Origin of the sequence: Kouleothrix sp. (assembly GCF_046328425.1) — a bacterium.
Lineage (GTDB): Bacteria > Chloroflexota > Chloroflexia > Chloroflexales > Roseiflexaceae > Kouleothrix.
This window is the reverse complement of the sequence record NZ_JAXLWP010000055.1, coordinates 1-6903: the sequence shown is the minus strand read 5'-3', so window position 1 is coordinate 6903 and position 6903 is coordinate 1. Positions and strand designations below refer to the sequence as shown.

General features: G+C 67.9%; 5 protein-coding genes and 1 pseudogene. 3 read left to right on the top strand and 3 right to left on the bottom strand.

All coding sequences use genetic code 11. The features are described from left to right. Positions 1-166 precede the first annotated feature (166 nt). Positions 167-1033 carry an N-acetyl-1-D-myo-inositol-2-amino-2-deoxy-alpha-D-glucopyranoside deacetylase gene (gene mshB, locus U0177_RS28825; protein WP_409574149.1) on the top strand — a complete coding sequence of 289 codons (867 nt, stop codon included), beginning with the start codon at positions 167-169 and terminating at the stop codon, positions 1031-1033. A 96-nt stretch (positions 1034-1129) separates the two neighbouring features. Here mshB and U0177_RS28820 read toward each other — a convergent pair whose 3' ends face one another. From U0177_RS28820 to U0177_RS28810, 3 genes are all read right to left on the bottom strand, one after another. Continuing rightward, a complete protein-coding gene (locus tag U0177_RS28820) occupies positions 1130-2527 on the bottom strand; it encodes an FAD-dependent oxidoreductase (protein WP_409574148.1) in 1398 nt (465 codons plus the stop codon). Positions 2528-2656: 129 nt separating this feature from the next. Further along, positions 2657-3373 (bottom strand): SDR family NAD(P)-dependent oxidoreductase, encoded by a 717-nt coding sequence (locus tag U0177_RS28815; protein WP_409574147.1) that lies wholly within the window; start codon positions 3371-3373, stop codon positions 2657-2659. Between the two features lie 84 nt (positions 3374-3457). Next, positions 3458-4642: a class II aldolase/adducin family protein gene (locus U0177_RS28810; RefSeq protein ID WP_409574146.1), complete on the bottom strand. Its 1185-nt coding sequence runs from the start codon at positions 4640-4642 to the stop codon at positions 3458-3460. A 552-nt stretch (positions 4643-5194) separates the two neighbouring features. Between U0177_RS28810 and U0177_RS28805 the strand changes: the two genes are divergently transcribed. Then, positions 5195-6472, top strand: coding sequence for a 3-isopropylmalate dehydratase large subunit (locus U0177_RS28805; protein ID WP_409574145.1), 1278 nt, complete (start codon positions 5195-5197; stop codon positions 6470-6472). Between the two features lie 329 nt (positions 6473-6801). After that, positions 6802-6903, top strand: a pseudogene (locus U0177_RS28800) (LysE family translocator); the annotation flags it as partial.

Below are 6903 nucleotides of genomic sequence, written 5' to 3'. Positions count from 1 at the left end.
CAACAACCGCACACGATACGGAGCATAGTACCGCTCTGCCGAAGGCAAAGCGCGCCGTCTGCGTAAGCCCTAAAGGAAGTTTTCAGGGGCGGCCTTGCCGCCCTCAAACCCCCGCCGCGTAGCTCGTGCCATTATTCGGGACAGTGTATCAACAGAAAGCGAACCCATGCACAGCCAATCGACTCTCATGATTGTCCATGCCCACCCCGACGACGAGGTGATCGGCACCGGCGGCACGCTGGCGCGCTACGCCAGGCAGCACGTGCGCACAGTGCTGGTGACGGCCACGCTCGGTGAGGAGGGCGAGATTGTGGTGAAGGACATGGACACGCCGGAGAACCACGCGCGCCTGGCCACGATCCGCCGCGAGGAGCTTCGCCGCGCCACCGAGCTGCTCGGCATCGCGCACCAGGAGTTTCTGGGCTACCGCGACTCGGGCATGGCCGGCCGGCCCTCGAACGAGCACCCCGCCTGCTTTCACCAGGCCGACCCCGACGAGGCAGCCGGGCGGCTGGTGCGGCTGGTGCGGGCCTACCAGCCGCAGGTGCTGATCTCGTACAACGCGCACGGCGGCTACGGCCACCCCGACCATATCGCCTGCTATCACGCCACGCAGGCGGCCTTCGAGGCGGCCGCCGACCCGGCGCGCTTCCCCGAGGCCGGCCCGGCCTGGGCGGTATCCAAGCTCTACGAGATCAACCGCCCGCGCGAGCTGACGCGCCAGGCCTGGGAGCGGATGCGCGAGCGCGGCATGAAGACGCCGCTCGACAACCCCGACTACCAGCTCGAGAACTTCACCGCGCCCGACGAGCTGATCACCACCGCGATCGATGTGGCTGAGTTTATGGGCCTGAAGCGCGCTGCGCTGCTCGAGCACCGCACGCAGATCGCCGCCGACGGGCCGTTTCTCTCGATGCCCGAGGATATTGGCCGCAGCTGGTTCGGCGTCGAATACTTCACGCTGCTGCGGGCGCGCGTGGCGCTGCCGCCCCACGACGGCTACGAGGACGACTTGTTCGCGGGGATCGGCTAGGCCCGGCCGTTCGAGCAGCCGAGGCAACACAGCGGCACTGTGGCCTGGTGCAGAAAGCCAGGCCGCAGTGCCGCTGTGGTAGCAGCAGGCGCCGGGCTAGCTGTTGCGGATCACGTCGAGCATATCGGCCACGCGCGTGACTTTCAGGCGCGGGCGGCCCTGCGCGGCGCCCTGCGCCAGCTCGTAGGCGTCGAGCTTTTTCCAGCCGGCGTAGCTCACATACTCGGGCTTGCGCACCTCGAGCAGCGCGAGAACGCGCGCCGGGTCGCGGTTGGCGTCGTCGATGCCCGGCAGGCTCGCCACATCCTCGACCATAGCCGCGACGGTCGAGGCCGCGTCGGGCTTGTTTGTGCCGATCACGCCCGAGGGGCCGCGCTTGGCCCAGCCGACGACATACTCGCCCTCGATTGGCTCGCCGCTGCTGGCGTGCGTCACGCGGCCGGCCACATTCATGATCGTGTACGAGGCTTCGTCGAACGGCACGCCCTTGAGCGGCACGCCACGGTAGCCTACCGAGCGCAGCACCATGCCGCACTCAAGCGACTCGAACGCGCCGGTGCCCTTGGCGCGCAGGCCACCGCGGCCATCGGACACCAGCTGGTTGCGCTCGAGCTTCACGCCCACAACGTGGCCATCGGCGCCGAGGATCTCGACCGGCGAGGTGAGAAAGCACATGCGAATGGTCTTCGAGCCGGCCCAGTCGGTGCGCGCGGCATAGGCGCGCAGCATTTCGACATTGCGCGCGGCGATCTTGTCTTCGGCCAGGGCCGTGATGCTATCGGCGTCGAGATCGAGGTCGGCCGGGTCGATCGCCACCTGCACGTCTTCAAGCTCGCCGAACTCTTTCAGCTCGGCGTTGGTGAAGGCGGCCTGCGCGGGGCCACGCCGGCCAAGCAACACCACCTCGCGCACCTTGCTGGCGCGCAGCGCCTCGACCGCGTAGTCGGCCATATCGGTCTTGGCCAGCTCGTCGGGGTTGGTCACCAGAATGCGCGTCACGTCCATGGCGACATTGCCGTTGCCGACCACGACCACGCGCTCGTGGTTCAGGTCGAAGTCGAGGTCGCGGTAGTCGGGGTGGCCGTTATACCAGCCGACGAACGCGGTAGCGGGGTAGCTGCCGGCCAGGTCTTCGCCGGGAATATTCATGCGCCGGTCGGTCTGGGCGCCAACCGCATAGATGATCTGGTCGTAGAGCACCTTCAGGTCCTCGTGCAGCACGTCGACGCCGAAGGTAACATTGCCGAAATAGCGCACGCGCGGGTCGGCGGCGATCTTATCGTAGATGCGTGTGACGGATTTAATCGACTGGTGGTCGGGGGCGACGCCCTCGCGCACCAGGCCGAACGGCGTGGGGAAGCGGTTGAAGAAATCGACTGTCAGAACCAGATCTTTTTGCTTCAGGAGTGCCTCGGCGGCATAAAAGCCGGCCGGCCCAGCGCCAACGATCGCGACCCGCAGTGGCCGCGCCTCGGTTCCTAGCTGTTGAGCCACTATCGCCTTCCTTCCATTAATCGACGGCTAGGCCCAATACCTTTCAAATGCCACAAAGACACACAGTTGCGAAGGCGCGCTGCAGCCGCATAGTCTTTGCGTCTTTGAGTCTTGGTGGCTAGCGGGCAGCTACGCGCGGCCATACACCGGGATGCTCGCGCCGCTGATGATCCGCGCGCCGGGGCCAGCCAGAAACACAATCACCTCGGCGATCGCCTCGGGCCTTACCCAGCGCCCGCCGCCGGCGGTAGGATCGCGCTCGCGGTTGGCGGGGGTATCGATCGCGCTGGGCAGGATCACATTGGCGGTGATGTCGTGGTCGCGCAGCTCGGCGGCGAGCGCCTCGGTGAGCTGCACGACCGCGCGCTTGGAGGCCGCGTAGGCCGCGAGATTTTTGCCAGGCTGGGTCGCAGTGCGCGTGCCAACATTGACGATCGCGCCGCCGCCCGCAAGCATATGCGGCACGGCGGCACGGCACGAGAGCACGGTGGTCTTGAGGTTGATATCGAGCTGGCCCTGCCAGAGCGACCAGGGCGTCTCGTGCACTGGCGCGCCGCCGCCGAAGCCACCAGCAATGTTGACGAGGATGTCGACGCGGCCGTACTGGGCGGCCACGCCGGCGTAGGCCTGGGCCACCGCCTCTTCGTCGGTCAGGTCGAGCAGCATGCCGCCGAGCGGCGCGGCGGCGGGCAGGCCGGCGGCAGTGCGCAGCCGATCGAGATCGCCGGCGCGCCGGTGTGGCGCCAGCACCGTGGCGCCGGCGGCCACCAGCGCCGCGACCGTCGCGGGGCCAAGGCCGCCGCTCGCGCCGGTGACAATCGCAACCTTCTCGCCGAGCTGAGCCATACGGCACCCCCGATTGGATGTACGTTCAACGGCGAGCGCGCGGCGCAGGCCGGATCGCGCGCCCCAAACCAAGCTCCGGCGTCGCTACGACATCGGCACCTGCGGCACGATCATGCCCTCGATCCGCTCGAAGATCTCCTTGATCGAAGGGCCGGTGATCGTCAGGCCGTGGTTCTTGAGGCCAATCACCGCGCGCGAGGGGTCGGGCGCCTGGCGCACCAGCTCGGCCACCTCGCTGGCCAGCTCGTAGGTGCCGCACGGGTAGTTCACCTGGGTCGAAAGGATCGGGTCGCGCCACCAGGCGTGAACGTGCACAATCGCGCCGACGCCGGGATGCTCGCGGTAGATCATGAAGTGCTCGATCGCGTCGACCGACACGCGGCGCGGCTCGACCTGCGGTGGCACGCTGAGGCGCATCATCAGCTGCTCGGGCTCGTAGCCGGTGACGAGCAGGATATCGCGGCCGACGGTTTCGAGCTTGCTCTTATCGACGCCCGAGGCCGACATCCAGAAGGTGTCCGGGTCGTGCAGGGCGCGGGCGCTGAGGTTGCCGTAGCTCAGGCCGCCGATGCCGTAGAGCCGCTTGACGTGGCGCAGGTCGCGCTCGGTGAGGAACTCGTGGATCGGAAAGGCCGCCGGCAGCAGGCCCATGGTGTCGAGCTGCTTGCCGGCCCAGCTGATCTGGCGCGTCGGCTCGTCGCCGTTCCAGAGCGACTCGGGCAGGTTGGGCACAAAGTCGTTGTTGATCACCAGGTGGCTGCAGGCGAGCGGCTGGATGCGCTCGAAGATCCGCTCGAAGAACTCCTGGTCGTCGCCCTCGTGGCGCACGACATAGTGGCCCTGCTCGATCGTAATGAAGTGGCTTTCGAGCACGCCGCCGATGCGCGTGTTGAGCACCACCATATTCGAGAGCGAGCGCACCAGCACGGGGTAGGCCGCCTTCATCACCTCGCGCTCGTCGTCGGCGCCCTCGACGATCGTGGCGACAAACGTGCCCTGGCCGCGGCGGTGCACCGGGCGCGGCCGGTCGAAATCGCACAGGTTCAGCACCAGCCGCACCGGCGGCTCGGCGCCCGCCTCGCCGGAGCCCTCGCCACCATCGTGAGCGCCCGTACGATGGATGTGGCCCTGGCGGGCCAAGGTTTCTTGCAGCCGGTTGGCAAACCACAACACAAACTGGTTGGTCGTGTCGCCGGCGGTTGTGAAGCTCAGGCGCTCGGCGGAACCAATCGCGGGTTCCACTAGCGGAGACCAGGTTTCTTGGTGCATGGCATACCTCGATTGAGCGAAAGAGTTTGGAACTCAGCAAGGCGGAAATCACGCCTCGGAGGCTCAGATGCGGCAACAGCATAGCGGGAAGCCGCGCTTCTGTCAAGTTTGCAGCGCGCGCGTCTCAACCACCGCTTGACTTTTTACAGGAGCGATGCTATACTCGCCGCCGTCTAAAACAACTACACGTGCACACATGATCAACGCATTTGTTAAGCAGGTCAAGCAGAGCAAAAAGCCGGCCGCGCGGTCTGGTTAGGCTCGCTTGTCCTGAGATGCGAAGACAAGCCCGCTTCACCAGACCGGTGAAGCGGGCATTTTGTATGCTCGGCACACACTGCGGCCCCGGCGAGCAATGACTGCTCCGGCGCGTTGCGAGTCGCTCGCGACGCCGGCTTTGCTGTGCTCGTAGCGCTGGCTGTGCTCGCGGCGCACCCGCGTACGGGCGCGCCTGGTCGCCATTCTCGGGCCGCGCGCCGGCATGGCGCGGCGGCAACAGCATGCGGGCAATCCTACGTCAAGGGCGCCTAACGCCCACAAAGGAGAACACACATGGCACAGACACTCGCGGAGCAGATCCTTTCGCACGCGGCCAGCCGGCCGGTGCAGGCCGGCGAAAATGTCGTGGTGAATGTCGACCTGGCCATGATGCACGACAGCATCTCGCCCAGCATCATCAAGGTACTGCACGGCGAGCTAGGCGCCGAGCGCGTGTGGGACGCCGACAGGATCGCGGTGGTTGTCGACCACGTGGCGCCGGCCGCGACGATCCAGAACGCCGAGCACCAGGCCAACCTGCGGCGCTGGGTGCGCGAGCAGGGCATCAGCCACCTGTTCGACGTGGGGCGCGGCATCTCGCACCCGGTGCTGGTGGAAGAGCGCCTGGCCCAGCCCGGCATGCTGATCGTCGGCAGCGACTCGCACTCGACGGGCTACGGCTGCGTGGGCGCGTTCGGCACCGGCATGGGCACCACCGACATGGCGCTGGCGCTGGCCACCGGCCAGACGTGGCTGCGCGTTCCCGAGACAGTGCGCGTGCAGGCGCGGGGCCGCTTCCGGCCCGGCGTGAGCGCGAAAGACCTGGGGCTGCGCGTGGCCCGCGCGATCGGCGCCGACGGCGCGACCTACCAGTCGGTCGAGTGGCACGGCGTCGAGTTCCTTTCCACCGGCGACCGCATGACCCTGGCGACGCTCTCGATCGAGGTCGGCGCCAAGGCCGGCATCATTCCGCCGCTGTTCGACTTGCCGGAAGGCGCCGCGCTTGCGCCGATCGACCGGGCGGCCACTGCCAACCAGGTGCCCGAGTGGCTGCGCGTCGAAGAGGGCGCGCGCTACAGCCAGACAGTCGACGTCGACCTGGCGACGCTCGAGCCGCAGGTCAGCGTGCCGCATTACGTCGACAATGTCGCCGACCTGAGCGACGTGGGGCGGGTCGCAGTCGACGTGGTGTACCTGGGCACCTGCACCAATGGCCACTACACCGACATGGCGGCGGCCGCGCGGATTCTCAAGGGGCGAAAAGTAGCCAAGGGCGTACGGCTGATCGTGGTGCCGGCCACCAGCGAGGCGCTACGGCAGGCCACCGAAGACGGCACGCTCGCCACGCTGCTGTCGGCGGGCGCCGCGCTTGGCACGCCGGGCTGCGGCGCATGCATCGGGCGGCACATGGGCGTGCTGGCGCCAGGCGAGGTGTGCCTGTTCACCGGCAACCGCAACTTCCGTGGGCGCATGGGCTCGCCGCAGGCAAATATCTACCTTGGCTCGCCCGAGGTGGCCGCAGCCACGGCGCTGACCGGGTATATCACCCACCCGTCCGAGGTGCTGGCGTAGTCTCGCAGTCCGGGGGAGTAGCTCGCGGTACGCGTCCGGTGGCTCGCAGCACGCGCCCGGTGGCTCGCAGCACGCGTCCGGTGGCTCGCGGTACGCGTCCGGTGGCTCGTGTCGCACGTCCGGTGGCTCGCGGCACGCGCCTGGTGGCTCGCAGCACGCGCCTGGTAGCTCGCGGCACGCGCCCGGTGGCTCGTGTCGCACAGCTGGAGAAGCACATCGCACGCCTGATGGCTCGCAGCACGCGCCCGGTGGCTCGTGTCGCACGGCTGGTGGCTCGCGTCGCACGGCTGGAGAAGCACATCGCACGCCTGGTGGCTTAGGGAGATAGAATGGACGCAAGCCTGCTGCTCAGAGGATTGATCATCGGCTTCAGCATCGCCGCGCCGGTTGGGCCGATCGGGGCGCTGTGCATCCGGCGGACGCTCGCGAGC

Coding starts and splice junctions, on each gene's coding strand:
- mshB (WP_409574149.1), top strand. CDS start 167: ATGCACAGCCAATCGACTCTCATGATTGTCCATGCCCACCCCGACGAC.
- U0177_RS28815 (WP_409574147.1), bottom strand. CDS start 3,373: ATGGCTCAGCTCGGCGAGAAGGTTGCGATTGTCACCGGCGCGAGCGGC.
- U0177_RS28810 (WP_409574146.1), bottom strand. CDS start 4,642: ATGCACCAAGAAACCTGGTCTCCGCTAGTGGAACCCGCGATTGGTTCC.
- U0177_RS28805 (WP_409574145.1), top strand. CDS start 5,195: ATGGCACAGACACTCGCGGAGCAGATCCTTTCGCACGCGGCCAGCCGG.